This window comes from Streptomyces sp. NPDC059454 (assembly GCF_042749965.1).
Lineage (GTDB): Bacteria > Actinomycetota > Actinomycetes > Streptomycetales > Streptomycetaceae > Streptomyces.
The window spans coordinates 59,463-84,397 of sequence record NZ_JBHYVC010000025.1; the positions used below are offsets into that span (position 1 = coordinate 59,463).

The following is a 24,935-nucleotide window of genomic DNA, read 5'->3' on the forward strand; positions in this document are numbered from 1 at the left end:
GGGCAGGCGCCTCCGCATGTTCAGGGAAGCCTGTGGTGCTCCCCGTACATCTCCCACACCAGCGGGGTGTCCAGCCCCAGGTTCCCCGCCTCCAGGAACCGGCGCTGGGCCGTGTCGACGCGGGAGGTGTCGCGGTCCGGGTACCGGGTCAGCATGGCCTCGCGGCGGATGTCGAGGAAGGCGTTCAGGTACCTCTTCTCGGAACCCCCCGCGGCGGGCGTCTTCGCCTGCTTCAGCGTGCGCTCACGCAGGCCGTAGAAGCCGTTCGTGTCGAGGTCGGGGCCGTGGGAGACCATCGCGTCGAAGTAGACGAACTGGCCCAGCGTGCCGAGACCGTCCAGCTTGGCGAGCCGCACCGCCGGCTCGAAGTAGATGCGGTCGCGCTCCGCCTCCTGCGCCTCGCGGAACGCCGGCAGCTCCGCCTCCGCCTCCCAGGCGGCGGGGAAACCGGGGTCCAGGCCCTCGTGGGAGTCCGATCCGTCGACCTCGCGCAGGGCGGGCAGATAGGACGCCAGCCCGTTGTCCGGGTGGTCCTCGGTGTAGTTCTCGACCAGCATGAGCAGATCGTGGGTGCCGGTGCAGAAGCCGATGATGCCCGCCGTGTACCCGCAGCCGTCGCCCTCGTCCTCGATGACCCCGTAGGTGGTGCGCCAGTCGGTGGTCGAGTGTTCGGCGCTCGCCACCAGCCGCTGGGCCAGCTCCTTCTTCGCGGGGGCGGCCAGCCCCGCCGGCAGACCGGCGACGACCGCGTCGTCCTCCGCCCGCTCCTCCTCGGCCCGTTCCTTGGCTTCCTCACGGGCCGACTGGGCGGTCGCCGCGGGCGGCGCCGCCGGCGCGCCGGCCGGGTCCGCCGGCATGACGAAGTACGCCCCCGTGGCGATCACGGGAACGGCCGCGAGGAACAGCACACCGGCACGTCTCACCGGGGGACACCTCCACCTGTCAGTTCGGACACCTTGACCACGGCCGCCACCGCCAGCACCACCACCAGCGCCACGCACGCGCCCGCCTGCACCACCGTCCGCCGCCCGTCCCTGGGGGCGTACGCGAACGCCACCGCCAGCGCGCCGCCCGTCAGCAGCCCGCCGAGGTGTCCCTCCCAGGAGGTGAGCCCGGCGGAGACCACCAGCCACAGCAGCAGGAAGGCCATGAAGCGGTTGACCGCCGCCATGTCCGCGCCCAGCCGGCGGTGCAGCACGTAGTATGCGGCCCCCACGCCGAAGACCGCCCCCGAGGCGCCCACCGAGGACCGCCCGGGATCGGCCAGGACCAGCACCAGGACGGAACCGCCCAGCGCGGACAGCAGGTACAGGACGGTGAAGCGGACCCGGCCCAGCATCAACTCCACCGTCCGCCCCAGCTGCCACAGCGCCATCATGTTCATGGTGATGTGCAGGATGCCGAAGGTGCCCTCGAAGGGCGACAGGTGGAGGAAGGCGCCGGTGAGCATGCGCTCCCACTCGCCGGCGGCGACGCCCTCCGCACGGAGATGCCCGAAGTACACGCCTTCATGGACGTAGTGACCGCCGTCCGGCCCGGCCAGCCGGGCACCCACCATCGAGAACCGGTCCACGATCTCCGGCCGCACCACCTCCGCCAGATACGCGAGCACGTTCAGCGCGAACAGCACGTACGTCACCACGGGCGTCGCCGAGATCCGGCCGCCCGCGACGGTCCGGGCCTGCCGGACCGACCTCGCCCCCTCCTTCACGCACTCGGGGCACTGGTGACCGACGGGAGCCTCCCGCATGCAGTCCGGGCAGATGAACCGCTCGCAGCGGGTGCAGCGGACGTGGCACTCCACCGCCGGATGGCGATAACAGGTCGTGACAGTGGACTCGGAATCCACGGCCGGCTCCTCGGGGTGGGACGGACGGTGAGCCGGTGGGGCGGCGGCGAACAAAATATCGAACACTGGTGACACGAGCGAATGGTGGGGTGGCTGCCGTACCCTCGGGCCAGTTCCATGACCGAGGGGGAGTCGTATGGCCGCGATCAGTCTCAGCAAGATCGAGGAGACGGCGCCCGCGCTGGTGAGCCTCTACAAGACCGCCGGGGTGTCCCTCGCCAAGCACGGTCTGGACGGGCTGCGCGCCGCGGTCTACCTGGTGGTCGACTACTCCGGCTCGATGAAGCCGTACTACAAGGACGGCAGCGTGCAGGCGCTCGCCGACCGGGTGCTGGGCCTGTCGGCGCACCTCGACGACGACGGCACCGTGCCGGTCGTCTTCTTCTCCACCGACGTCGACGCCGTCACCGACATCGCCCTCGCCGACCACCGGGGCCGCGTCGAACGGATCGTGTCCGGCCTCGGCCACATGGGCAGGACCAGCTACCACCTGGCGATGGACGCGGTCATCGACCACTACCTGGACAGCGGCTCCACGGCTCCCGCCCTGGTGGTCTTCCAGACCGACGGCGGACCCGTCAACAAACTCGCCGCGGAGAGGTACCTCTGCAAGGCCGCCCGCCTCCCCCTGTTCTGGCAGTTCGTCGGCTTCGGCGACCCGAACAGCAAACAGTTCGACTACCTGCGCAAACTGGACGAACTGGCAGTCCCGGCGAAACGCCCCGTGGACAACGCGGGCTTCTTCCACGCGGGCGAGGACCCGGGCAGGGTCCCGGACGCCGACCTGTACGACCGACTGGTGGGCGAATTCCCCAAGTGGCTGGTGACAGCACGCTCACAAGGGATCGTGCGTGAGGCATAGCGCCCCTATAGGGGCGCGGGGAACCGCGCGACAAGCCACCGCGCACCCGCACCCAAAAACTGAGCCCCGATACCGCTAGGTATCACACTCCAACACGGTGCGGCACAGCCCGCACCGCGCCCGCACACGCCCTCGCACCGGCACACGAATCCGCTGGTGACACGTAGGGCAGGGAAACGCCACCCGCAGGGAGCCGCGGTCCGCCGGACTGAAGCTGTACGGAACGTCCGGCTGCCCCGCGGACACGCGATGACCCTCCGCATGCCGCCGATCCCGCGCATACCGCCGCCTGCCGGCCCACCCGGCGGAAACGAGCGGCGGCTGCTGCTCGTCCCGGCGTGCCAGCGCCACCCCCTTCGTGTACGCCGCATACGCCTGCGCGCTGGTGAACCACACCGACGGATCCTCCCCGAACACCAGTGACCGCTTCGCCAGCACGTACCCGAACTCCTCCGGGGTGAGATACCCCAGCTTCTGCGACGACGCCCCGTCCTGGCGGAACGCGTCCAGCAGCAGCCACCCCGCACCCAGGTACGTCGCCGTCGTGTCCGTCAGGATCTCGTTCTCCCGTGTCCCCGGGAACGACAGGTCCAGCCGGTGCAGGTACACATGCGCCACCTCGTGCGCCAGGGCCGCCCCGATGTCCCGCCGATGCGTCCGGAACCGGTCGTTCAGCTCGACGAAGTACTCCGGCCCGGCCGCCAGTTCCACGTTCGCCGCATGCGTCATCTCACGGAACCCCACGATCAGCCGCGCGTCCGGCAGCCGGTAGTGCCGCACCAGCTCGCGGGCCACCCGCTGTGCCCCCAGATGAAGATCGTCGGTGTCGCAGAACGCCACGTCGGCCGGCGCCACACTCACCGAGAACGTGCGGACCGTGTCGTACGACAGCCGCCGGTACAGCGCGGTGACGGCCGCCCGCACCGTCTCCAGATGCGGATAACCGTGCTCGACCGGTCCGCCGTTCGCCACGTCTCACCCCCGGACGCCCTGAACCCGGTTCCACTGTACGGGCCCGCCCCGGACCGTGCCCGCCCCGTAAGGTGACCCACCATGACCACCAGCAACACCACCACCGGTGACGCCGACCCCGCCGTCCGCGAGGAGCTCGCCCGGCTGCGCGACAGCATCGACAACATCGACGCGGCCGTCGTCCACATGCTCGCAGAACGCTTCAAGTGCACCCAGCAGGTCGGCCGTCTCAAGGCCGCGCACCAGCTGCCGCCCGCCGACCCGGGCCGGGAGGCCCGCCAGATCGCCCGGCTGCGCGTCCTCGCCGAGAACGCCAAACTCGACCCGGCCTTCGCGGAGAAGTTCCTGAACTTCATCATCGCGGAGGTGATCCACCACCACGAGCGCATCGCCGAGGACACCCTGGACGGCGCCACGCCCTCAGCGAACCACGCCACGGTGTCCTTCCCCGGGGAGTGACACAGCCGCCCGCGCGGGGCATGCTGCGCTGTGCACTCCTTGTCGGCCGGCGAGCACCGTCCGCCGGCCCCCGGACAGCCATCCGGTCCCTTGCGAGGAGGGACGCGCGCATGCCGCCGAACGCCCGGATCCTCATCGTCGACGACCACGAGGACACCCTGTACGCCCTGGAGAGCGCCCTGGCCCCGCTGGGCCACCTGCTGGGCCGGGCCACCAGCGGCGACGAGGCCCTCAAACAGCTGCTGCGCGGGAACGTCGGCCTGCTGCTCCTCGACGTCCGGCCGCCCGGCACCGGCGGACTCGACGTCGTGCGCTACATGCGGCGCCTGGAACAGACCCAGCTCATCCCCGTCGTCCTGCTCACCGGCTTCGCCCGCGACCCGCAGCTCGCCGCCGCCGCGTACGCCCTCGGCGTAGCCGACCTCGTCACCCAACCGGTCGACCCGTGGGCGCTGCGCACCAAGATCCGTCACCTCTACGACGCACACCAGCGCCATCTCGCCCTGGAACGCGAGGTCCGCGCCCTGCGCGCCCGGCTCGAGGAACGCACCCCCACCCCCGGACAGCCCGCCCTGCCCCACCCGCACGCGCATGTGCCGCCCGGACAGCCCGCCGGGGCGCACACCGGGGAGCTCGAACGAGACCGGACATAGGGCACGTACCCGATCCGCCCCTGTGGTTCGGCGACCGCATCAGGCAGCATGGCCCGCATGTCCGTACTGACGCGCGACGAAGCGCAGAACCGAGCACAGCTCCTCGACGTCCACCGCTACACGATCGAACTCGATCTGAGCACCGGTGACGAGACGTTCGACTCCCGCACCCTGATCAGGTTCAGCGCCCGCACGGACGCGGACACCTTCGTCGAGCTCAAGCCCGCCGAGCTGCGCTCCGTCACCCTCGACGGACAGCCCCTGGACGCCGGCACCCTCGACGGCAACCGGCTGCCGCTGAAGAACCTCACCGCCGGCGAGCACGAACTGCGCGTCGACGCGAGCATGCGCTACTCCCGCACCGGCGAGGGCATGCACCGCTTCACCGACCCCACCGACGGCGAGACCTACGTCTACACCCAGCTGTTCCTCGACGACGTGCAGCGCGTCTTCGCCGCCTTCGACCAGCCCGACCTCAAGGCCGTCTTCGAGCTGACCGTCACCGCCCCGCGGCACTGGACCGTCCTCGCCAACGGCATCACCGAGCACACCGGCGAAGGCGTGTGGCGGGCCGCGCCCACCCCGCTGATCTCCACCTACCTCGTCGCCGTCGCCGCCGGCCCCTGGCACTCCGTGCGCACCGAGCACCGCGGCCTGCCCTTCGGCATCCACTGCCGCCGCTCGCTCGCCCCCCACCTGGACGTGGACGCCGACGAGCTCCTCGACATCACCCGCGCCTGCTTCGACCGCTACCACGAGAAGTTCGAGGAGCCCTACCCCTTCGACTCCTACGACCAGGCCTTCGTCCCCGAGTTCAACGCGGGCGCCATGGAGAACCCCGGACTGGTCACCTTCCGCGACGAGTTCGTCTACCGCTCCGCCGTCACCGACACCGAGCGCCAGACCCGCGCCATGGTGATCGCCCACGAGATGGCCCACATGTGGTTCGGCGACCTCGTCACCCTGAAGTGGTGGGACGACATCTGGCTCAACGAGTCCTTCGCCGAGTACATGGGCTACCAGACCCTCACCGAGGCCACCCGCTTCACCGACACCTGGACCGACTTCGGCGTCAACCGCAAGTCCTGGGGGTACGACGCCGACCAGCGGCCCTCCACCCACCCCGTGGCCCCCGAGAACGTCCAGGACACCGCCTCCGCCCTGCTCAACTTCGACGGCATCTCCTACGCCAAGGGCGCCTCCGCCCTGCGCCAGCTCGTCGCCTGGCTCGGCGAGAAGGACTTCCTCGCCGGCATCAACACCCACTTCGCCCGGCACCGGTTCGGCAACGCCGGCCTCGCCGACTTCATCGACTCCCTCGCCGCCACCACCGACCGCGACGTCCACGCCTGGGCCGACGCGTGGCTGCGCACCACCGGCGTCGACACCCTCACCCCCGAACCGAGGAGCGGCGACAACGGCCACTGGCACCTCGGCATCGGACACCTGGGCAGCCCCGGGGGCCGGCCCGGGCCCGACCCCGACGAGAACCTCCACGGTCCGGAGCACGCCGGCCGGCTCGAACCGGCCGGCGGCACGCGCCCGCACCGCATCACCATCGGCGTCTACGACCACGACCTGCACGAACCCGACCGGCTCACCCTGCGCGACCGCTTCGAGGCGGACATCCCCGCCGGCGAGGACATCGCCCTCAGCAGCGGCGGCACCCGCCCGGCCCTCGTCGTCCTCAACGACGGCGACCTCACCTACGCCAAGATCCGCTTCGACGCCGAGTCCCTGGAGACCCTGCGCGCCCACCTGTCCGGCCTGCCCGAACCCCTCACCCGCGCGGTGGTGTGGAACGCGCTCAGGGACGCCGTCCGCGACGGCGACCTGCCCGCCGGCGACTTCCTGGACGTCGCCCGCGCCCACCTCCCGCACGAGACGGACCTCGCCCTCGTCCAGGGCGCCCTCGCCTTCGCCTCCGTCCACATCGCCGACCGCTACCTCACCCCCGACAAGCGGCCCGCCGCGCTCACCACCCTCACCCACCTGTGCCGCGACCTCATCCGCCGCACCGAGGACGGCGACCACCCCGGCCTGCGCCTCATCGCCGTACGCCAGTTCATCGACGTCGCCGCCCACCCCGACACCATCGCCGCCTGGCTCGCCGACGGCACCGTCCCCGGCGGTCCCGAACTCGATCCCGAACTGCGCTGGCGCGTCCTCGCCCGGCTCGCCGTGCTCGGCGCCACCGACGAGGCCGCCATCGCCGCCGAACTCGCACGCGACCCCAGCGCCACCGGCCAGGAGGGCGCCGCCCGCTGCCGCGCCGCCCTGCCCGACGAGGAGGCCAAGGCCCGTGCCTGGGAGGCCATGTTCGGCTCCGACGACCGGGCCGACCTGTCGAACTACCTGTTCACCGCCACCGCCCGGGGTTTTTGGCAGCCCGAACAGGCCGACCTCGTACGGCCCTACGTGTCCCGCTACTTCAAGGACGCCGTCGCCGTCGCCGCCCGCCGCGGTCCCGCCATCGCCGAGGCCGCCGGCCGCTGGGCCTTCCCCGCCCACGCGGTCGACGCCGAGACCCTGAGGCTCGGCGAGAAGTGCCTGCGCAAGGCCGACCCGATCCCCGCCCTGCGCCGCAAGCTCGTCGACCAGCTCGACGACCTGGCCCGCGCGTTGCGTGTGCGGGAGGTGTAGCCGGGCGCGCGGGGCCCGCCCGTCCGTCCGGCGGGCGCGGACGGGCGGGCCCGGGCCCTCCGGCGGGCGCGGAGGGGCGGGGGCGTGGGCGGCCGGTACGACGGTCGCTCCGGAGGTACCGCCTCGAGCACCGACCGATCCGGTACGCGCGGGTCGGAGTCCCGGGTTTCCCGCATCCGGGCGACGTCGTCGAACGGAGGCGGCAGTGGATCGTTCCGGGTCAACGCGGTGAGCGCCCCGGCGACCCACGGCGGATCGGTCAGGCCCGCCGCCTCGCAGGCCCGGCGGGCGGCCGGCGACACCACAGCGCCCGGGACCGCGGCCCCGCACAACCCCCGGCTCTGACCGGCGAACGCCTCGGAGAGGCCCGGGGGCACGCCGTCCGGACCGCTCTCCACGCAGATCTGGCTGTAATGGACGTGCACCTCGCCCGGGACCGGCCCGCGCATGGCACCCTCCCCTCCGTCGCCGACGGCCCGGGGGCCCGCTGCCGGACGGGCCGTCACATCCCGCATCATGCCGCGGCCCACTGACAACAGGTCCGGCGACAACAGCCGCCGGGCCCGCCCCGCGCTCCGGGGGACCGCCTCCGACGGAAGGCGGGGAGGCGGGAAGGCACCTCGCACACACCTCACTATTCCGGACGTACCTCCTTTCGGGTTCCCTTCCCGTCTCTTCCGGGCGCGGCGTCCTCCCGCGCGTACAAGCTGGGGCCCCGCCGCCCGCCCCGGCGACCTTGCGCACGCGGAAGGACCCCGATGACCCCCACACCCCCCGACACCCCCCGCGACCTCGTCGGCATCGGCATCGGCCCCTTCAACCTCTCCCTCGCCGCCCTCGCCCACCCCCTCACCGCGCTGCGCACCGCCTTCTACGACCAGCGCCCCCGCTTCACCTGGCACCCCGGACTGCTCCTCGACGACGCCACCGTCCAGGTCCCCTTCCTCGCCGACCTCGTCACCCTCGCCGACCCCACCAGCCCCTGGACCTTCCTCAACCACCTCAGGGACCGCGAGCGCCTCTACCCCTTCTACTTCGCCGAGCACTTCCACATCCGCCGCACCGAGTACGACGCCTACTGCCGCTGGGTCGCCGAGCACCTCCCCGCACTCCACTTCGGCCACCGCGTCGACACCGTCCACTGGGACCCCGCGCACGCCCTCTTCGACGTCCGCCTCACCCGCCTCGACGCCGACGGGAACGCCACCCCCACCGACCGCGTCCGCACCCGGAACATCGTCCTCGGCGTGGGCACCGAGCCCTGGGTGCCCGAACCGCTCAGACCCCTCGCCGACGACCCCGCCCTGCCCGTCGTGCACGCCGACGACTACCTCGCCCACCGCGACGCCCTGCTCGCCGCCGGCCACGTCACCGTCGTCGGCACCGGCCAGTCCGGCGCCGAGGTCTTCCTCGACCTGCTCCGCCGGCGGCCCGCCGGCCGGGAACGGCTGCACTGGCTGGGCCGCACCGAGGCCTTCGCCCCCATGGAGTACTCCAAGCTCGGCCTGGAGCACTTCACCCCCGACCACACCCGCTACTTCCACGCCCTGCCCGAACCCGTCCGCGACCGGCTCGTCCCCGCGCAGTGGCAGCTCCACAAGGGCATCGACGCCGCCACCATCGCCGCCGTCCACGACGAGCTCTACCGGCGCACCCTGCACGGCGGCTGGCCCGACGCCGCCCTCACCCCCGCCGTCCGCGTCCACGCCGCCGCCCGCACCGGCGCCGCCGGGATCGAGCTCCACCTGGAACACACCCTGCAGGGCACCCGCACCCGCCTCACCACCGACGCCGTCGTCCTCGCCACCGGCCACCGCGAGCGCCCCCTCGACGCCCTCCTCGCGCCCCTCGGCGCCCACCTGCGCCGCGACCGCGCCGGCCGCCCCCGCGTCGACGAGCACCACCGGCTGGTCCTCGGCCCCGCCGTCACCGGCGGCGTGTACGTGCAGAACGCCGAACTCCACACCCACGGCGTCGGAACACCCGATCTCGGACTCGCCGCCTGGCGCAGCGCCACCATCCTCAACCACCTCACCGGCGAGGAGACCTACCCGCTGCCCGCCCGCACGGCCTTCACCACGTTCGGCCTCCACCCCCCGACACGGCAGGTCCCGCCCGCCCGGCGAGCCGCACGGCTCACCCCACTGGCGGACGGGACCTGAGACCCGTACGGACCGGAGGAACGGTCAGAACACCGGCGTACCGTCCCGCGTCAGCCTCCAGTCGACGGACGCGAAGTCCTTCGGGTCCAGCACACCCTTCGCCGTCACCCACTCGGCGATCCGGGTCCGGATCTCCGTCGACTCCGCCCACAGCTCCTTCGCCGACGCCACGTGCGGGAACGCGCCGCCGCCGTTGGCGCGGTAGTTGTTCACCGCGAACACGAACCGCGCCGCGTCGTCCAGCGGGACCCCGCCGTGGGCCAGGTTCCGGATGCGTGAACCCGCCGGCCGCGCGATGTCGATGTCGTAGGTGAGTCCCGAGACGTAGTCGTAGTTGTAGTCCGGGCGGTTGCCCGCGTTCGTCAGCTTCGCCACGTCCACCGGGGCGCCCGCCGCCGTCTGGGCGAAGTACTCCGCCGAGTACTCCAGGTACGCCCGCACCTGTGCGCCCGTCATCAGCTTCGCGACCAGCGTGTTGTCGTACACGTACAGGCTGGACAGGTCACGGATCGTCACCTCGCCCGCCGGGATCTGGGACGTCCGGGAGAACGGCGAGGCCTGCGCCAGCACCGGCAGCGACGCGTACTCGGTGCCGGCGAGGGCCGCCCGCACCACGTCCTCCTGCACCTTGGCGATGAGGTCGATGATCGGCGCGTCCTTGTAGCGCGCCTCCACCGTGGTCAGGGTCTCCGTCGCCGTGCCGACCACCTGGTTGACGTACGCCACGACCACGGCGTGCTCGTCCGCCAGCAGCTCGGTGATCGCCGGGTCGTCCTGAACCGTCGCCGCGTCCCGCAGCGACGCCTTCACCGACTCCACCCGCCACCGGCCCCGCTCGAAGGCCAGTTCGAAATCGAACAGCGTCAGCCGCTCGGCGTAGCACAGGGGTTCCGACAGCACGACGTCCCTGCCGGTCTCCTCGTTGACGACCCGCAGTTCCGCGATCTCCTGGTGCGCGTGCCCGACCAGGATCGCGTCGATGCCCGGCACCTGCCGCGCCACGTTCGCCGCCGCGTTCTCCACGTACGGGAGCTGGTCACCGTACGACGACGTCCCCGAGGACCCGGAGTGCGCCGACACGACGACCACGTCCGCGCCCATCGACCGCAGCTTCGGCACCCACTTCGCCGCCTGCTCCTCCAGACCGGGGAACGTCAGCTTCCCCTGCACGTACGCCTTGTCCCAGATCGCGATGCCCGGGTTGGTCAGGCCCAGCACCGCCACCTTCACCGGCGGGGCGCCCTTCACGTGGAACTTCTTGATGAAATAGGGAGGGAAGGCGGGCCTCAGCGTCTTCGCGTCCAGCGCGTTCGCGCCCAGCAGCGGGAAGTCGCACTGCTCCTCGAACTTCCGCAGCGTCTCGATGCCGTAGTTGAACTCGTGGTTGCCGAGCGCCACCGCGTCGTACCCGATGGCGTTCATCGCCTGCGCCATCGGATGCACCGGACCGCCCTTCGCGGTGATCGGGTCCACCTTCGCGTAGTAGTACGTCAGCGGGGTGCCCTGGATGGTGTCGCCCGCGTCCAGCAGCAGCGTGTTGTGCCGGCCCTTCTCCTCGCGCACCTGGTCCACCAGCGTCGACACCCGCGCCAGGCCCTGCGCGTTGCCGGCCGCGTCCGCGTACTCGGCGTCCTTGAAGTAGTCCCAGTTGAAGACGTGACCGTGCAGATCGGTCGTGCCCATCACGGTCAGCGCGTACCGCTTCACCGGCTTCCTCCCCCGCCCCGCCGCCCCGGCGGCCTCGGCCGGGGGGACCGCCGTACCCGCCAGCGCCACCCCCGCCCCCGTCACGGCGGACCTCTTCAGAAACTTCCGGCGGTTCAACGGCATGTCAGGCTCTCCTCGGACAACGACGAACAACGCGCGTAGATTCGCCCGATGATTCTGACCTGAACACGCCCATGCGGAACAGTCCCCACAGATTGCGATCCGGTGTCCGGCAGCCGCCCCGCGCCCGCACGACCGGTGACACAGTAGGACGCATGACCACCCCTCACCCGTACGGCACCCCCGGCGCACCCCATCTCGCCGTCCGCGGCGAGGCCCACCTCGAAACCGCCCCCGACCTCGCCCGCATCGCCGTCACGCTCACCGCGCGCGGCCGCGACCGGCGCGCCACCCTCGACGACCTCACCCGCCGCAACACGGCCGCCCTCGACCTGCTCAAGTCCTACGGCGACGCCGTCGAGCACCTCGAGACCGGCGCCCTCACCGTCACCCCGGAACTCACCGCCCACGGCCGCGGCGAACGCGTCCGCGCCCACCACGGCACCGTCCACCTCACCGCCGACCTGGGCGACTTCACCGCCCTCGGCACACTCGTCACCCGTCTGGCCGACCTCGACCTCACCCGTGTCGACGGCCCCTGGTGGACCCTCCGTCCGGATTCCCCCGCCCACCGCGAGGCGCGGCGGCAAGCGGTGCACGACGCCGTCCGGCGCGCCCGCGAATACGCCGAGGCGCTCGGCACCGCCCTCGCCGCCCTCATCGAGCTCACCGACACCGGGACGGGGCCCGAACCCTCCGCCCGCACCCGGTCCATGGCGTTCGCCGCGGGCGCCGAGGACGCCCCGCCCCTCGACCTCGAACCCCGGCGACAGCACGTCCACGCCGAGGTCAACGCCCGCTTCACACTCCAGCCGCCCCGCCTGTAGAACCGGCGTTCGAGCGCTCATCGGAGCGGCCTGGCGCACACTTCAACACTTGTCAACAACCCTTCATCCAGCGGCCGTTGAGTCGTCACGCGCAACCAGATCACTACCGACGGGTAAGCCCTAGGCTCGAAACATGCGCCGAGCGAAAATCGTCTGCACACTGGGCCCTGCCACCGACACGTACGACCAGATCAAAGCCCTGGTCGACGCGGGGATGGACGTCGCCCGATTCAACCTCAGCCACGGCGAACACGCCGAGCACGAGGAGCGCTACCGAAGGGTGCGGAAGGCCGCCGACGAAACCGGCCGCAGCGTCGGCCTCCTCGCCGACCTTCAAGGCCCGAAAATCCGCCTCGGCCGCTTCACCGAAGGCCCCGTACTCCTTGAACGCGGCGACACCTTCACCATCACCGTCGAAGAGGGAGTCGAAGGCGACGGCCGCACCTGCGGCACCACCTACGCCGGCCTCGCCACCGACGTCACCACCGGCGAACGCATCCTCGTCGACGACGGCAGGGTCACCCTCGAAGTCACCGCCGTCGACGGCCCCCGCGTCCGCACCACCGTCGTCGAAGGCGGCATGGTCTCCGACCACAAGGGCCTCAACCTCCCCGGCGTCGCCGTCTCCGTCCCCGCCCTCTCCAAGAAGGACGAGGACGACCTGCGCTGGGCGCTGCGCACCGGCTTCGACGTCATCGCCCTCTCCTTCGTGCGCAGCGGACGCGACATCAGGGAGGTCCACCGCATCATGGACGAGGAAGGCCGCCGCCTCCCCGTCATCGCCAAGGTCGAAAAGCCCCAGGCCGTCGAGAACATCGACGACATCGTCGCCGCCTTCGACGGCATCATGGTCGCCCGCGGCGACCTCGGCGTCGAAATGCCCCTCGAGCAGGTGCCGATCGTCCAGAAGCGGGCCATCAAACTCGCCAAGCGCAACGCCAAACCGGTCATCGTCGCCACCCAGATGCTCGACTCGATGATCGACAACGCCCGCCCCACCCGCGCGGAGGCCTCCGACGTCGCCAACGCCGTCATCGACGGCACCGACGCCGTCATGCTCTCCGGCGAGACCAGCGTCGGCAAGCACGCGGTCGAGACGGTGCGCACCATGGCCCGCATCGTCGCGGCCGCCGAGGAGGACATCCTCGCCAAAGGGCTCCCGCCCCTCACCGAACGCAACAAGCCCCGCACCCAGGGCGGTGCCGTCGCCCGCGCGGCGGCGGAGATGGGCGACTTCCTCGGCGCCCGCTTCCTGGTCGCCTTCACCCAGTCCGGCGACACCGCCCGCCGCCTCTCCCGCTACCGCAGCCCCATCCCCCTGCTCGCCTTCACCCCGGACCCGGCCACCCGCTCCCGGCTCAGCCTCACCTGGGGCGTGGAAACCTTCCTCGGCCCGCATGTGGACTCCACGGACGCGATGGTCGACCAGGTCGACGAGCTCCTCCTGAAGTACGCCCGCTGCGAGAAGGGCGACACGGTCGTCATCACGGCGGGCTCCCCTCCGGGGGTCTCCGGCTCGACCAACCTGGTCCGGGTCCACCACATCGGCGAGGACGACAGCCCGAAGTGACCGGGCGCCGGGCGCGCACGCGGGACGGGCGGCAAAAAGCGGATGTTCACCGGAAAGGTGGACATCCGCCCTCAAATAGTGACCTTGGATGTTAAGGAAAAGTACCCCGGGTCGGATTCGAACCGACGCTGGATGGTGTTTGAGACCATTGCCTCTACCGCTGGGCTACCGGGGCGCCCTGCAAAACGAAGGTCGACGGTCACCCGCCGTGCCCCCACCTTATCGCAGCTGGGTACGCTCTTGTCAGCAGTACCGGTCTGCCCCGCACCAAGGAGCCCACGTGAGCGCCCCCGAGTCGCCCCAGCCTGTAGACGCGCCCGATGACGACAAGTCGCACGTGCCTCCGATGACGACCCGCGTCGTGATCGCCGAGGACGAGGCGCTGATCCGGCTCGATCTCAAAGAGATGCTGGAGGAGGAGGGGTACTCCGTCGTCGGTGAGGCCGGTGACGGTGAGCAGGCCGTGGAGCTGGCGCGCGAGCACCGGCCCGATCTGGTGATCCTCGATGTGAAGATGCCGAAGCTGGACGGTATCTCCGCGGCGGAGAAGATCGCGGAGGAGAGCATCGCCCCGGTGCTGATGCTGACCGCGTTCTCGCAGCGTGACCTGGTGGAACGGGCGCGGGACGCGGGCGCGATGGCGTACCTGGTGAAGCCGTTCAGCAAGAGTGACGTGGTGCCCGCGATCGAGATGGCGGTGTCGCGGTTCACGGAGCTGAAGGAGCTGGAGCGCGAGGTCGCGGACCTGAGTCTGCGGCTGGAGACGCGGAAGCTGGTGGACCGGGCGAAGTCGGTGCTCCAGACGCAGTACGGGCTGACGGAGCCGGCGGCGTTCCGGTGGATCCAGAAGACGTCGATGGACCGACGGATGTCGATGCAGCAGGTGGCGCAGGCGGTCATCGACGACGCCGAGGAGAAAAAGGCGTCGAAGGACTGAGCGCTGTATACGACGAGAGGCCCGCGCTCCCTGTTCGGCAGGGGGTGCGGGCCTCTCGTCGTCGTACGGTTCAGTCCTCGCCGAGGTAGGCCTTGCGGACGGACTCGTCGTGGAGGAGGTCCCGGCCGGTGCCGGAGAGGACGATGTTGCCGACTTCCATGACATGACCGTGGTCGGCCAGGGAGAGGGCGGCCTGGGCGTTCTGCTCGACGAGCAGGATGGTGGTGCCCTGGGACTTGAGTTCGGTGATGGTCGCCATGATCTTCTGCATCATGATCGGTGAGAGGCCCATGGAGGGTTCGTCGAGCATGAGGAGCTGGGGCCGGGACATCAGGGCCCTGCCCATGGCGAGCATCTGCTGTTCTCCGCCGGAGAGGGTTCCGGCGGCCTGCTTGCGGCGTTCCCCGAGGATGGGGAAGAGGTCGTAGGCGCGCTGGATGTCCTTGTCGATGCCCGCCTTGTCGGTGCGGAGGAAGGCGCCGAGGCGGAGGTTGTCCTCGATGGTCATGCGGGGGAAGATGTGCCGCCCCTCGGGGGAGTGGGCGAGCCCGAGGGAGACGATCTTGTGGGCGGGGATCTTCTTGAGCGACTTGCCGTTGAACTTGATCTGGCCGCCGACGGGCTTGAGGAGCCCGGAGAGCGTGCGCAGGGTGGTGGTCTTGCCGGCGCCGTTGGTGCCGATGAGGGTGACCACTTCGCCGGCGTCGACGCTGAAGGAGATGCCCTTGACGGCCTGGATCTTGCCGTAGGCGACTTTGAGGTCCTCGACTTCGAGGAGTGCGGTCATCGGTCGTTCTCCTTGCCGGGCGCTGAGTCCGTGGTGGCCTCGGCCTCTGTCTTCGCCTCTGTCTTCGCCTCTGTCTTCGCTCCGGCCGCGGCTTCGGCGGCTTCGACTTCGGCGGCCTCGGCGGCGCCGGGGTCGTTCTCCAGGGGTTCGCCGATGTAGGCGGCGATAACGCGTTCGTCGCCCTGGACGGTGGCCGGGTCGCCCTCGATGAGCTTCTGGCCCTGGACGAGGACGGCGACGCGGTCGCAGAGGTTGAAGATGAACCGCATGTCGTGCTCGATCACGAGGACGGCGATGCCCTGGTCGCGGATGGCGAAGATGAGTTCCTCGGCCGCCCGGGTCTCCTGGGGGTTCATGCCTGCGGTGGGCTCGTCGAGGAGCAGCAGGCCCGGCTCGCTGGCGAGGGCGCGGGCGATCTCGAGCTTGCGCTGTTCGCCGTAGGGGAGGTTGCGCGCGAGGTGGTCGGCCTTGGCGTCGAGGCCGACGAACTCCAGGAGTTCCATCGCCCGTGCGCGGGAGGCCGCCTCGGCCCTGTGGAAGCCGGGGCCGCGCAGGATGGCGGACCAGAAGCCTTCCTTGGTGCGGGTGTGCCGGCCGACGAGGACGTTCTCGAGGACGGTCATGTTGGCGAAGAGCCGGATGTTCTGGAACGTCCGGGCGATGCCGGCGGCGGTGACCTTGAAGGACTTGGGCGGCAGCACCTTGTCCTTGTAGCGGACCTCGCCCTCGGTGGGGATGTAGAGACCGGTGAGGCAGTTGAAGAAGGTGGTCTTGCCGGCGCCGTTGGGGCCGATGAGGCCGACGATCTCGCCGCTGTTGACGGTGAGGTCGACGTCGCGGACGGCGGTGAGGCCGCCGAAGCGCATGGTGACGCCGCGTGCGTCGAGGACGGTGGTGCCGGGGGCGGGTGCGCCCGGTGCGGTGTCCTTGGTGGTGGTGTCGGTGGTCATGGTGGTCAGGCCCCTGTCTTGCTCAGGACTGTGGGCGCGTCGGCCTCTTCGTGGAACTCCAGTTGGCGGCGCCGGTTGGGGATGAGGCCCTCGGGCCGGAAGCGCATCAGCAGGACGAGTGCGAGTCCGAAGGCGAGGAGCTGGTAGTCGCCGAGGAACTGGAGCTTGTTGGGGATCAGGAAGAGCAGCGCGGCCCCGATGAGGGGTCCGGCGATGGTGCCCATGCCGCCGAGGACGACCGCGGCGAGCAGGAAGGCGGAGTTGGGCGGGGTGGTGCCGGCGAACAGGTACTGCTCGGGCGTCACGGTGTAGGTGACGTGTGCCTGCACGGTTCCGGCGAGGCCGGCGAGGGTGGCGCCGACGGCGAAGGCGATGAGCTTGACCCGGAAGCCGTGGATGCCCATGGCCTCGGCCGCCGTCTCGTCCTCGCGGATGGCGACCCAGGCGCGGCCGATGCGGGAGTCGCCGCTGCGCCGGAAGACGAGGACGACGACGGCCGTGATGAGCAGCATCAGGAAGAAGTAGTTGGCGAACCGGCCGATGGTGAAGCCGGCGATGTCGTGCTGGACCCCGAGGTCGAAGCCGAGGATGTTCAGGTCCGGGATCGAGGCGATGCCGTTGGAGCCGTTGGTGAGGTCGGGTCCGGAGGTGCCGTCGGTGTTGTTGGCGGCGATACGGAAGATCTCACCGAAGCCGAGGGTGACGATGGCGAGGTAGTCGCCGCGCAGTCGCAGGGTCGGGGCGCCGATGAGGACGCCGAAGACGAGGGAGGCGACGGCTCCGACGATGACGGCGGCCCAGAAGGGGAAGTGGACGCCGAAGGGCGAGCTGGGGGAGCCGGAGACGAGCGCGGCGGCGTAGGCGCCGACGCCGAGGAAGGCGACGTAGCCGAGGTCGAGCAGACCGGCGAGGCCGACGACGATGTTCAGACCGAGGGCGACCGTGGCGAAGATGAGGATGTAGACGCCGAGGGTGGCGTACTGGTCGTCGGTCTGGGTGAAGGGGAAGCAGGCCGCCGCGATGAAGGCGCCGCAGACGGTGATGTTGGTGTGCCGTGCGGTGATCTGCGAGGCGTGGGCGACCAGGCCGGCGCGGTTGAGCGCGGCGAACGCGAAGCCGGCGGTGATGAGGAAGCCGATGAAGAGTTCGTCGTACTCGGTGCCGATGCCGTAGGTGAAGACGAGGAGGGCGAGTGCCAGGACGGCGACGATGATCAGGATCTCGGCGTACGACGGCAGGGCGCGCACCGGGCGCGGGCTGCCGGAGGCGAACGCGGCCCGGACGGTGGCCCAGTGGTGGCCGGCCTGGTGCCTGAAGTGCTCCCAGCCGGTGTCGTCGGGGTCGATCGGGTCGGGTTCGGGTCGCTCGAAGGGGAGGGCGAGGGCGCCGAGGAGCGCGATCAGGGTGGCCGCGGCGACGACGTAGCCGCCGGGTTCCAGGTTGACGAGGCCGCCGAGGTTGAAGCTGATCGCGAGGATCGTGTACCAGGCGGTGACGAAGGTGCCGAGGACGGCGTACTTGAGGGCCGCGTCGGCGCCGGCGGGGGTGAGCCAGCCGAGTCCCTTGACGCCGTAGGAGGCGAGGGCGAACAGGGTGGCGAGGGCACCGCCGACGAGGACGAGGACCTGGAGTCCGCCGGGGTAGCCGTAGAAGGTGAGGTCGCCGGGGAACTCGTCGGTCCAGGTCCAGGCGAGGAACGTGGAGACGACGGCGAGGATGCTGCCGCCGGTGGCGAGGGCCCTGCCGATGTGCGGGGGTATGCCGATGAGGCCGGTGGAGGCGTTCTCGGTGAGGGCGGCCGCGGGGGTCGCGGCGGTGGTCTGTGTGGTCATCGGTGTCACGCCCTGTCCGCAACGCGTTCGCCGAGCAGGCCCTGTGGCCTGAACAACAGCACGAGGATGAGGAGGATGAAGGCCCAGACGTCGGCCCAGGACTGGCTGCCGAACTTGTCCAGGCCGGGGATGTCGGCGATGTAGGCGGTGGCCAGGGTCTCGGCGACGCCGAGGACCACTCCGCCGATCATGGCGCCGTAGATGTTGCCGATGCCGCCGAGAACCGCCGCGGTGAAGGCCTTGAGGCCGAGGATGAAGCCCATCTTGAAGTCGATCTGGCCGTACTTGAGGCCGCTGGCGACTCCTCCGACGGCGGCGAAGACGGCGCCGAGGGCGAACGCGATCACGATGATGCGGTCGGTGTTGACACCCATGAGCTTGGCGGTGTCCGGGTCCTGCGCGGTGGCCTGCATGCCGCGTCCGGTGCGGGTGCGCATCACGAAGTAGGCGAGGACGGCCATGCTGATGGGGGCGACGACGAGGAGGAAGATGTCGCCGGTCTGGATGGTGGCGCCGCCGATGCTGAAGGGGCCGCCCTCGATCTGCGGGAAGGGCAGCTTGGACTTGGCCTCGGGGTAGAAGGCCCAGACGGCCTGCTGGAGGGCGAGGGAGAGTCCGATGGCGGTGATGAGCGGGGCGAGGCGGGGTGCGCCGCGCAGGGGACGGTAGGCGAACCGTTCCGCTCCGATGGCGACGAGGACCGAGACGATCACGGCGCCGAGCAGCATCAGGGGGAGCGCCACCCAGATGGAGGTGCCGTCGGGCAAGATGTACAGATGTACGGTCAGGGCGCCGAAGGCGCCGACCATGAAGATCTCGCCGTGGGCGAAGTTGATGAGCTGGACGATGCCATAGACCATTGTGTAGCCGATGGCGACGAGGCCGTACATGGATCCCAGTAGCAGGCCGTTGACCAGCTGCTGCGGCAGTTCGTTCACCGCATGTCCTCCGAGCTTCGGAACGTTCGACGGATGGGGCCGGATGCGAGTCCGCGCGGGACGCCAGTGGAACAGCGCCCCGCGCGGCTCGTGGGAGTGGTGCGGGCGGTGGTCAGCCGGTGAAGGTGCCGGACTTCACGGTGCCCCAGTCGCCGTCCTTGACGGAGTACACGGTGAGCTGCTTGTTGGTGGCGTCGCCGAACTCGTCGAAGGAGACCTTGCCGGTCACTCCGTCGAAGGAGACGTTCTGCATGGCGTCGACGACCTTGGAGCGGGCGTCGTCGGGGAGCTTGCCGTCGTTGTCCTCGACGACCTTCTTGACGGCCTCGATGATCGCCCAGGCGGAGTCGTAGGAGTAGCCGCCGTAGGCCTCGAAGGCCTCCTTGTATCCGGCGTCCTTGTAGTTGGCGACGAATTCCTTGGCGGAGGGGAGCTCCTCGACGGGCGCGCCGACGGAGGTGGCGAGGTCGCCGGTGCCGGCCGCGCCGGACAGCTTGATGAAGTCGGCGCTGTAGATGCCGTCACCGCCGACCAGCGGGATCTTGGCGCCGGCTTCCTTGATCTGCTTGCTCAGGGGGCCGGCCTGCGGGTACTCGCCGCCGTAGTAGACGACGTCGGCGCCGGACTGCTTGACCTTGGTGGCGACGGCGTTGAAGTCCTTGCTGTCGGGGTTGATGTGCTCGGTGCCGACCACCTTGCCGCCGAGCTTCTTGAACTCCTCGGTGAAGGTGGCGGCGAGGCCGGCGCCGTAGGTCTTCTTGTCGTCGATGACGAAGACCTTCTTCTTCTTGGCGTCGTTGTAGACGTACTGCGCGGCGAACGGGCCCTGGATGGCGTCCGTGGTCGCGGTGCGGAAGTACGACTTGTACGGCCGGACCTTCTTGGTCTGCCAGTCCACGCCCTGGGTGAGGGCGGGGTTGGTGTTGGCGGGGGAGACCTCGACCAGCTTGGCCGTGTCGAAGACCTTCTGCATGGACTCGCCGACGGAGGAGTTCAGCGGGCCGACGACACCGAGGACGTCTTTGTTGGCGACGAGCTTGGTGGCGTTCTGCTGGCCGACGGAGGCCTGGCCCTGGTCGTCGAGGGCTTCGATCTTGAAGGTGATGCCCTCGACGTACTGCTCCTTGTTGGCGGTCTTCGCCGCGAGGTCCACGGAGTTCTTGATACCGAGGCCCAGCGCGGACAGGTCGCCGGTCAGCGGCGCGTCGACGCCGATGACCACGGTGGTGCCACCGTTGCCGGAGTCCGAGCTGCCGCCGCCGTCCTCGTCGCGTGAGCCGCAGGCGGTGAGGGTGAGTGCTCCCGCCGCCAGAGTGGCGGTGATGGCGATGAGCGAACGTTGACGCACGATCCAGTCCTTTCCCCTGACAGCCGCTTCCCGGTGGAAACGGCCGAGTCGAGCGCTGGGCCGAAGTGGGAATCGGGCGGCGCGGTGACTGGCCGTGACTCTAAGCGTGGGTGGGGAATGTGGAGGAGACTCTGGCCAAGGCTGTGACGCTCTTGTTATGACACGACGTATTGCAGAGCGGTACCGAGTGGGGGGAACGGCTGAATTCTCGCCGTTTTGCCCTGTCCGCATGCTGAGAAACCGCAGGACCGGGAGGGGCTGGTTCAGGTGTATCAGGCGTTTTGATGATTACCTGAAGTCGTTGCTGCAGGCTACTTGTAGGGCGCGGGAGAGGTCCTGCGCGTACTGTGGCCCGAGGATGAAGCTGTGCGCTTGGATTGCGCGCGTATTACGCAAAGTTACATCCAGGAAAGGGAGTCCGGCGTTCCGTGGCACTTTTCCGCATTCCGCCACTTCCATGGTGATCGTGATCTTGCGGGGGGATCCCGCTTTGGTCCGGAAAGGGGTGCGTGGGCTGGATGTCACGGACAGTCCCGCGTACGGCTGGGATATCCGCGTGACGGTAACCGGAGGTCCGGATTCCATGCTCACCTCCACGTCGAAGGAAAAACTCCGCGGGCCGCTTCCGTCCCCTGTGGCCTGCGGGTTCAGATAGGCGATGGTGGTCACCTGGCTCGGGTACGGCGGGGCCGGCGGCGGCTCCGGTCGGGGCCGGGTGACGTAGAGGTAGCCGCTGCCCGCGAGTACGGCGGAGGTGAGGAGCGCGCCGAGCGCGGCCCTGCGGTGCCGCTCGAAGTGCCGTACCGCGGGGCCGAGTCGAAGGCGGGGTGCGGCTGGGACGTCCCGGTCGTGAGTGCCCTCGCCCGGCTCCACCGGGCCGACCCCGCTCATGGCCAGGGGCCCTGGTCCGGCCCGCCGGCGCGGTACCACCCGATGCATCCTTCGCGCGCCTCACGGTCGATCAACCGGCCGACGTCCACCGCCCCTTGACGTTTGGCGGCCCGCGCGGAGTCGACTACCTCGCGCAGGATGTCGTACTGCCCGCCGGACAGCCCCATGGACTGGTAGTCGCCATAGGTACGGTCGTCCGGCACGGTACGCGACCAGTGACCGACGATCTTCGTGCACAGGTCCGCGTCCGACACCGGCCGCGGTGACGGCGCGGCCGTGCGGCCGCTGTCCACTCCGGACGGAGGGACTCGGCCCGTGTGGCCGGAACCCGTCGCACCGCAGCCGGTCACCGTCGAGCCCGCCGACAGCGCGGCCACGAAGGGCGCGACGAACGCCCCCGCCCGCACCCGAGAGGTGCCTCTCCGTCGCATGCCCCGAACGCTAGGGCGCCGGTCCGCCGGAGGCAATGGTGGTGGGGCGCGAGGGCTGCCCGCACCCCAACAGCCGTCAGCCCGCCGCCTGTTCCCCGTCGCCGGGCCTGACGTCCCGCAGCAGGCAGGTCAGCCGCGCGGTGCACACCCGCCTGTCCGCCTCGTCGGTGATGACGATCTCGTACGTCGCCGTGGACCGCCCCCGGTGCACCGGAGTGGCGACCCCGGTGACCAGGCCGGAGCGGACGCCGCGGTGATGCGTGCAGTTGAGGTCGACACCGACGGCGAGCTTGGAGCCGCCGCCGTGCAGCATCGACCCCACCGACCCCAGCGTCTCGGCCAGCACGGCCGAGGCGCCACCGTGCAGCAGCCCGTACGGCTGGGTGTTGCCCTCCACCGGCATCGTCCCGACGACCCGCTCCGCCGACGCCTCCAGGACCTGCACGCCCATCCGCGTGCCCAGGTGACCCGCCGAGAACAGCGCCGACAGGTCCACACCGAGCGTGGCGTACTCGTCTATGACCTCCTGCGGGAACTTCACCTGCTGCTGCTCTCCCATGGGCCCGGCTCCTTCGTCGCGCGTCGGTACGGCTGTCTGCTGAGCGAACGCTCAGTCGGTCGCCGATTGTTCCAGACGCACCACGACGGACTTGCTGGCCGGGGTGTTGCTGGTGTCCGCGGTGGCGTCCAGCGGCACCAGGACGTTCGTCTCCGGGTAGTACGCCGCCGCACAGCCCCGCGCCGTCGGATAGTGCACGACGCGGAAGCCGGGCGCCCTGCGTTCCACACCGTCCTTCCACTCGCCGACCAGATCGACGTAAGCGCCGTCCACGAGCCGCAGCTCCCGTGCGTCCTCCGGGTTGACCAGCACCACCCGGCGGCCGTTCCTGATGCCCCGGTAGCGGTCGTCCAGGCCGTAGATCGTGGTGTTGTACTGGTCGTGCGAGCGCAGCGTCTGCAGCAGCAGCCGGCCCTTCGGCAGCTCGGGGTACTCCACCGGCGCGGCGGTGAAGTTGGCCTTGCCGGTGGCGGTGGGGAAGCGGCGCTCGTCGCGCGGGGCGTGGGGGAGGGCGAAGCCCTCGGGGCGGGCCACACGCGCGTTGAAGTCCTCGAAGCCGGGGATCACCCGCGCGATGCGGTCGCGGATCGTCGCGTAGTCCTTCTCGAACTCCTCCCACGGCACCGTGTCGTCCTGGCCGAGGACGCGGCGGGCCAGCCGGCACACGATGGCCGGCTCGGACAGCAGCTGCCCGCTCGCCGGTTCGAGGCGTCCGCGCGAGGCGTGCACCATGCCCATGGAGTCCTCGACCGTCACGAACTGCTCGCCGCCGCCCTGCAGATCGCGCTCCGTGCGGCCGAGCGTCGGCAGGATCAGGGCACGCGCGCCCGTGACGGTGTGCGAGCGGTTCAGCTTGGTCGACACGTGCACGGTGAGCCGGGCCCGGCGCATCGCGGCCTCGGTGACCTCCGTGTCGGGGGAGGCGGAGACGAAGTTGCCGCCCATGGCGAAGAAGACCTTCGCGTGGCCGTCGCGCAGGGCACGGATGGCCCGTACGACGTCGAAGCCGTGCTCGCGCGGGGGCGCGAAGTCGAACTCCTTCTCCAGGGCGTCCAGGAACGCCGGTGCGGGCCGCTCGAAGATGCCCATGGTGCGGTCGCCCTGCACGTTGGAGTGACCGCGCACCGGGCACACGCCCGCACCCGGGCGGCCGATGTTGCCGCGCAGCAGCAGGAAGTTGACGACCTCGCGGATCATGGGCACGGAGTGCTTGTGCTGGGTGAGCCCCATCGCCCAGCACACGATGACGCGCTTCGACTCGAGGACCATCCGCAGGCACCGCTCGATGTCCCCGCGCGTGAGGCCGGTCGCGGTGAGCGTCCCGTCCCAGTCGGCGGCGCGCGCGGCCTCGGCGAACTCCTCGTAGCCGTGCGTGTGTGCGCGCACGAACTCCTCGTCGACCGCGCCGGGGGTGTCGAGGATCAGCTTGTTGAGGAGGCGGAACAGGGCCTGGTCGCCGCCGAGGCGGATCTGCAGGAACAGGTCGGTCAGGGCGGCGCCGGTGGTGAGCCCCTTGGCGGTCTGCGGGTTCTTGAAGCGCTCCAGGCCCGCCTCCGGCAGCGGGTTGACACTGATGATCCGCGCGCCGTTCTCCTTGGCCTTCTCCAGGGCGGACAGCATGCGCGGATGGTTGGTGCCGGGGTTCTGGCCGGCGACGATGATCAGGTCGGCCTTGTGGAGGTCCTCCAGCAGGACGCTGCCCTTGCCGACGCCGATCGTCTCCGACAGGGCCGAGCCGGACGACTCGTGGCACATGTTGGAGCAGTCGGGCAGGTTGTTGGTGCCGAGCCGGCGGGCGAACAGCTGGTAGAGGAAGGCGGCCTCGTTGCTGGTGCGTCCGGAGGTGTAGAAGACGGCCTCGTCCGGGGAGCCGAGGGCGGCGATCTCCTCCGCGACGATGTCGAAGGCCCGCTCCCAGGTGACCGGCTCGTAGTGCTCGCCGCCCTCGGGCAGGTACATGGGGTGCGTCAGCCGCCCCTGCTGTCCCAGCCAGTAGCCGCTGCGGCCGGACAGGTCGGCGACGGAGTGCGCGGCGAAGAACTCCGGGGTGACCCGGCGCAGGGTGGCCTCCTCGGCCACCGCCTTCGCACCGTTCTCACAGAACTCCGCGCGGTGCCGGTGCTCCGGCTCCGGCCAGGCGCACCCCGGGCAGTCGAAGCCGTTCTTCTGGTTCACGCTGAGCAGCGTCAGCGCCGTCCGCTTCACGCCCATCTGCTGCTGGGCCATCCGCAGGGTGTGCCCGATCGCCGGCAGCCCCGCGGCCGCGTGCTGCGGCTCGGCGACCTGCGGCGCGTCCTGAACCGGATCCCCTTGGGGCGGTTTCGTGGCCATCGCACACTCCTGTTCCACATACACGTATGAGGTGGACCTCCGATCCTGCCACGTCTTTTCGGCCCGTCCGGCGTTCGAGGACGAGGCCCGTTCAGGGCCGAAGGAGG

At 70.5% G+C, this 24,935-nt stretch carries 21 protein-coding genes and 1 tRNA gene; 8 read left to right on the forward strand and 14 right to left on the reverse strand.

What is annotated here, in order from left to right; translation table 11 throughout:
• Positions 1-20: 20 nt before the first annotated feature.
• Together ACFXAE_RS19070 and ACFXAE_RS19075 are read right to left on the reverse strand one after the other, a co-directional pair.
• Complete coding sequence (locus ACFXAE_RS19070; RefSeq protein WP_384715790.1) at positions 21-923, reverse strand: chitosanase; 903 nt, start codon at positions 921-923, stop codon at positions 21-23.
• Positions 920-1,849, reverse strand: a complete 930-nt coding sequence (locus ACFXAE_RS19075) for a rhomboid family intramembrane serine protease (RefSeq protein ID WP_384715793.1) — start codon at positions 1,847-1,849, stop codon at positions 920-922. Before ACFXAE_RS19075 ends, ACFXAE_RS19070 begins: the two co-directional genes overlap by 4 nt.
• A gap of 136 nt (positions 1,850-1,985) precedes the next feature.
• On the opposite strand from ACFXAE_RS19075, the gene ACFXAE_RS19080 reads away from it, so the two are divergent.
• Positions 1,986-2,711, forward strand: a complete 726-nt coding sequence (locus tag ACFXAE_RS19080) for a vWA domain-containing protein (RefSeq protein ID WP_384715796.1) — start codon at positions 1,986-1,988, stop codon at positions 2,709-2,711.
• A gap of 75 nt (positions 2,712-2,786) precedes the next feature.
• Here ACFXAE_RS19080 and ACFXAE_RS19085 read toward each other — a convergent pair whose 3' ends face one another.
• Complete coding sequence (locus ACFXAE_RS19085) at positions 2,787-3,683, reverse strand: hypothetical protein (protein ID WP_384715798.1); 897 nt, start codon at positions 3,681-3,683, stop codon at positions 2,787-2,789.
• Positions 3,684-3,764: 81 nt separating this feature from the next.
• On the opposite strand from ACFXAE_RS19085, the gene ACFXAE_RS19090 reads away from it, so the two are divergent.
• The 4 genes from ACFXAE_RS19090 (at position 3,765) to ACFXAE_RS19105 (ending at position 9,600) form a co-directional block, all read left to right on the forward strand.
• Complete coding sequence (locus tag ACFXAE_RS19090) at positions 3,765-4,142, forward strand: chorismate mutase (RefSeq protein WP_384715801.1); 378 nt, start codon at positions 3,765-3,767, stop codon at positions 4,140-4,142.
• 110 nt (positions 4,143-4,252) lie between these two features.
• The gene (locus tag ACFXAE_RS19095; protein ID WP_384715804.1) at positions 4,253-4,795 is read left to right on the forward strand and encodes a two-component system response regulator; all 543 of its coding nucleotides are present in this window, start codon (positions 4,253-4,255) and stop codon (positions 4,793-4,795) included.
• A gap of 48 nt (positions 4,796-4,843) precedes the next feature.
• On the forward strand, positions 4,844-7,438 hold the full coding sequence (pepN, locus tag ACFXAE_RS19100; RefSeq protein ID WP_384715807.1) for an aminopeptidase N: 2,595 nt from the start codon (positions 4,844-4,846) through the stop codon (positions 7,436-7,438).
• Between the two features lie 758 nt (positions 7,439-8,196).
• Complete coding sequence (locus tag ACFXAE_RS19105; protein WP_384715810.1) at positions 8,197-9,600, forward strand: lysine N(6)-hydroxylase/L-ornithine N(5)-oxygenase family protein; 1,404 nt, start codon at positions 8,197-8,199, stop codon at positions 9,598-9,600.
• A 24-nt stretch (positions 9,601-9,624) separates the two neighbouring features.
• Here the strand turns inward: ACFXAE_RS19105 and ACFXAE_RS19110 are convergent, their stop codons facing one another.
• On the reverse strand, positions 9,625-11,430 hold the full coding sequence (locus ACFXAE_RS19110) for a 5'-nucleotidase C-terminal domain-containing protein (RefSeq protein ID WP_384715813.1): 1,806 nt from the start codon (positions 11,428-11,430) through the stop codon (positions 9,625-9,627).
• A gap of 152 nt (positions 11,431-11,582) precedes the next feature.
• Here ACFXAE_RS19110 and ACFXAE_RS19115 point away from each other — a divergent pair, with 152 nt between their 5' ends.
• Both ACFXAE_RS19115 and pyk read left to right on the forward strand, forming a co-directional pair.
• A complete protein-coding gene (locus ACFXAE_RS19115) occupies positions 11,583-12,254 on the forward strand; it encodes an SIMPL domain-containing protein (RefSeq protein WP_384715816.1) in 672 nt (223 codons plus the stop codon).
• A 133-nt stretch (positions 12,255-12,387) separates the two neighbouring features.
• Positions 12,388-13,824, forward strand: a complete 1,437-nt coding sequence (gene pyk / locus ACFXAE_RS19120; RefSeq protein ID WP_384715819.1) for a pyruvate kinase — start codon at positions 12,388-12,390, stop codon at positions 13,822-13,824.
• A gap of 102 nt (positions 13,825-13,926) precedes the next feature.
• On the opposite strand, the gene ACFXAE_RS19125 is transcribed toward pyk, so the two are convergent.
• Positions 13,927-13,999: transfer RNA gene (locus ACFXAE_RS19125), tRNA-Leu, on the reverse strand.
• A 105-nt stretch (positions 14,000-14,104) separates the two neighbouring features.
• Between ACFXAE_RS19125 and ACFXAE_RS19130 the strand changes: the two genes are divergently transcribed.
• Positions 14,105-14,761, forward strand: a complete 657-nt coding sequence (locus ACFXAE_RS19130; protein ID WP_384715822.1) for an ANTAR domain-containing response regulator — start codon at positions 14,105-14,107, stop codon at positions 14,759-14,761.
• Positions 14,762-14,831: 70 nt separating this feature from the next.
• On the opposite strand, the gene ACFXAE_RS19135 is transcribed toward ACFXAE_RS19130, so the two are convergent.
• The 9 genes from ACFXAE_RS19135 to ACFXAE_RS19175 all read right to left on the reverse strand — a co-directional run bounded on the left by ACFXAE_RS19135 (position 14,832) and on the right by ACFXAE_RS19175 (position 24,828).
• Positions 14,832-15,548: an ABC transporter ATP-binding protein gene (locus ACFXAE_RS19135; protein ID WP_384715825.1), complete on the reverse strand. Its 717-nt coding sequence runs from the start codon at positions 15,546-15,548 to the stop codon at positions 14,832-14,834.
• On the reverse strand, positions 15,545-16,498 hold the full coding sequence (locus tag ACFXAE_RS19140; protein WP_384715828.1) for an ABC transporter ATP-binding protein: 954 nt from the start codon (positions 16,496-16,498) through the stop codon (positions 15,545-15,547). Before ACFXAE_RS19140 ends, ACFXAE_RS19135 begins: the two co-directional genes overlap by 4 nt.
• 5 nt (positions 16,499-16,503) lie before the next feature.
• The gene (locus tag ACFXAE_RS19145; protein ID WP_384715831.1) at positions 16,504-18,330 is read right to left on the reverse strand and encodes a branched-chain amino acid ABC transporter permease; all 1,827 of its coding nucleotides are present in this window, start codon (positions 18,328-18,330) and stop codon (positions 16,504-16,506) included.
• Positions 18,331-18,335: 5 nt separating this feature from the next.
• Entirely contained in the window at positions 18,336-19,268 is a 933-nt protein-coding gene (locus ACFXAE_RS19150; protein WP_384715834.1) for a branched-chain amino acid ABC transporter permease, read from the reverse strand.
• Positions 19,269-19,380: 112 nt separating this feature from the next.
• Positions 19,381-20,616 (reverse strand): branched-chain amino acid ABC transporter substrate-binding protein, encoded by a 1,236-nt coding sequence (locus ACFXAE_RS19155; protein ID WP_384715837.1) that lies wholly within the window; start codon positions 20,614-20,616, stop codon positions 19,381-19,383.
• Between the two features lie 288 nt (positions 20,617-20,904).
• Positions 20,905-21,507, reverse strand: a complete 603-nt coding sequence (locus tag ACFXAE_RS19160; protein WP_384715840.1) for a Tat pathway signal sequence domain protein — start codon at positions 21,505-21,507, stop codon at positions 20,905-20,907.
• A complete protein-coding gene (locus ACFXAE_RS19165; protein ID WP_384715843.1) occupies positions 21,504-21,938 on the reverse strand; it encodes a hypothetical protein in 435 nt (144 codons plus the stop codon). The genes ACFXAE_RS19160 and ACFXAE_RS19165 overlap by 4 nt, the downstream gene beginning before the upstream one ends.
• A 76-nt stretch (positions 21,939-22,014) precedes the next feature.
• Positions 22,015-22,497, reverse strand: a complete 483-nt coding sequence (locus ACFXAE_RS19170) for a PaaI family thioesterase (protein WP_384715846.1) — start codon at positions 22,495-22,497, stop codon at positions 22,015-22,017.
• Between the two features lie 51 nt (positions 22,498-22,548).
• Positions 22,549-24,828 (reverse strand): FdhF/YdeP family oxidoreductase, encoded by a 2,280-nt coding sequence (locus tag ACFXAE_RS19175; protein ID WP_384715849.1) that lies wholly within the window; start codon positions 24,826-24,828, stop codon positions 22,549-22,551.
• Between the last annotated feature and the right edge of the window lie 107 nt (positions 24,829-24,935).